Origin of the sequence: Escherichia sp. WS568, assembly GCF_046486085.1 — a bacterium.
Classification (GTDB): domain Bacteria; phylum Pseudomonadota; class Gammaproteobacteria; order Enterobacterales; family Enterobacteriaceae; genus Escherichia; species Escherichia coli.
Map to the genome: position 1 here is coordinate 1 of NZ_JBJQMC010000083.1, position 566 is coordinate 566.

Annotated in this window: 1 protein-coding gene; it reads right to left on the bottom strand. The window is 53.2% G+C overall.

Annotated features, from left to right (window positions below):
* The coding region (locus ACJHWR_RS25310) for a putative zinc ribbon protein (RefSeq protein WP_000270970.1) at window positions 1-328 on the bottom strand (328 nt) is incomplete at its 3' end.
* Window positions 329-566: the final 238 nt, after the last annotated feature.

A 566-nucleotide genomic window follows, 5' to 3' on the forward strand; every position in this document is an offset into this window, starting at 1 on the left:
GCTCCCCATAATAATCGTGGTGACATTGTCTGCAGTGCCAGCTGGCTTTACGCACCACGGGTAAGGCATCCGGTACGAATTGCTGCAGACGTTTAATCAACTGTATTTCTCTGCGCTCCGGCCTGACATAAGGGCACTGTTGACCGTGCTCTGTCAGCCTGTCGTCAGTGTGTTCAAACCAGGGAAGTTCAGTGTCGTATTGCGGATGGTATCTGAGTGCACTGCCACACAAGTGGCAGGTGTAGTTAGCATAAGGTGCGGCCTGTGCAGTACGGGCGCCCGTCAGACGTCCGTTGCCATCAAGAGCGATAAAGGATTTTGCGTACATAGTCATATTCCTCAGCCGCCAGACGACACGCAGGCAACAGCCGTCCCGGTACGGGCAGCGTGGTCAGGGTGTGAATGGCGGTTCAGTTAAAATCTGGACTGGAGTTTGGGTAAAGCAGGCTGGTTGCTGTTACAGCACTGTGGTTGTCACACAATGGAACACTGACGTAAAAAACAGTCAGTGGGCGAGTGGATACATCGTTGCCGCCAGACAACAACCCATACTTTTGGTTTGCCGG